Origin of the sequence: Nitratireductor sp. GCM10026969, assembly GCF_042660605.1 — a bacterium.
Classification (GTDB): Bacteria; Pseudomonadota; Alphaproteobacteria; order Rhizobiales; family Rhizobiaceae; genus Chelativorans.
This window is the reverse complement of sequence record NZ_JBHSUM010000300.1, coordinates 1-1,323: the sequence shown is the minus strand read 5'-3', so window position 1 is coordinate 1,323 and position 1,323 is coordinate 1. Positions and strand designations below refer to the sequence as shown.

Sequence of the window (1,323 nt, the reverse complement as noted above, 5' to 3'; positions counted from 1 at the left end):
CGGGCGCCCACCATGGCTACCGCCGGCTCGCTCAGGAGTTCGGCTCGGCCCTTGACCGCGAGTAGGGGCGGGGGATGGTCCGCCCGTGCCAGGAGCGCGGGATAGTGCGGCTCGCCGATCGCCACGAACCAGGCGCCCATGCGCTCGGCCGCTTCCAGTTCGGCGTCGATCTCGTCCGGCGACGGGATCCGGATCCGCCGCGCACCGCCTCTGCGGGCAAGTTCGGGAAGCGCTTCAAGGGCTGCTTCGGCCGAGCCGAACCGGTTGATGAGATCACGGAAGCTGACCGGGCCGACGTTCTCCGTGCGGATGAGGCGCAGCCAGGCCCGGCGCTGCCGGTCGTCGAGCCGGCGTCCCGTGCCGGTGCTCACCCCTTCGCCCCGATGCGGGATTCGCGCCCCTGCGCCAACCGGGCGATATTGCTGCGGTGCTTCAGAAAAACCAGGAGACTGAGCACGGTGAAGAGTTGGGCCGGCTGCACCAGCCCCATGAAAAACAGCGCCACCGGCACGCAGACCGCCGCCACCAGCGCCGCCAGCGAGGAGTAGCGCGTGGCAAAGGCCGTGCCGAGCCACGCGACGGCGAAGACCAGCGCGCCCTGCCAGGCGACGGCGATGAGGATGCCGAGGTAGGTCGCCACCCCTTTGCCGCCCTTGAAACCGATCCAGACGGGGAAGAGATGGCCGAAAAAGGCGCCGAAGCCTGCAAGAAGCGCATATTCGCCGCCAAAGGCGCCCGCCAGGAGCACGGCAGCGGTGCCCTTCAGCGCGTCGAGCAGAAGTGTGAGCGCGGCAAGCCCCTTGCGCCCGGTGCGCAGAACATTCGTGGCGCCGATATTGCCGGATCCGATGTTGCGCACATCACCCAACCCGGCCAGCCGGGTGATCAGAACGCCGAAGGGAATGGAGCCGAGCAGGTAGCCGGCGATCACCGCCGCAAGCAGGGCGGGCAACGCTGCCTGCCAGTGTGTCGGATCCGGCATGTCTTCTCCTCCGTGCCCCTCGTCCTTCGTCCGCGGAAAGCCGCGGACGCGTTCACCGCCTGTCCGGGCTCAGTTTACGTCCGCCGCTGCGCGCGCGAAATCCATTTCCTGTTTAAACATCAGGTCGAATATACAGTGCGGCCTGCAACCATCGTGTGCAAGACCCGACCCTGCATGCGCGCGCCCTCGAAGGCGGTGTTCTTGGAACGGGAGCGGATATCGGCCTCGCGCACCAGCCAGGGCGCGTCGATGTCGATGACGGCGAGGTCGGCCGGGGTGCCCGGCTTCAACGTGCCGCCGGGCAGCCCGAAGAGCCGGGCCGGCGCCGTCGACAGCGCCTC

General features: G+C 68.6%; 3 protein-coding genes. All 3 read right to left on the bottom strand.

Going from position 1 to position 1,323, the window contains the following annotated elements; translation table 11 throughout:
• Window positions 1-371: DNA-processing protein DprA (locus tag ACFP9U_RS25100; RefSeq protein WP_378625608.1), on the bottom strand; the 371-nt coding region annotated here is incomplete at its 3' end.
• Window positions 368-982, bottom strand: coding sequence for a glycerol-3-phosphate 1-O-acyltransferase PlsY (plsY, locus tag ACFP9U_RS25095; protein WP_378625607.1), 615 nt, complete (start codon window positions 980-982; stop codon window positions 368-370). The genes plsY and ACFP9U_RS25100, both read right to left, overlap by 4 nt.
• 119 nt (window positions 983-1,101) lie before the next feature.
• Window positions 1,102-1,323: amidohydrolase family protein (locus ACFP9U_RS25090; protein ID WP_378625605.1), on the bottom strand; the 222-nt coding region annotated here is incomplete at its 5' end.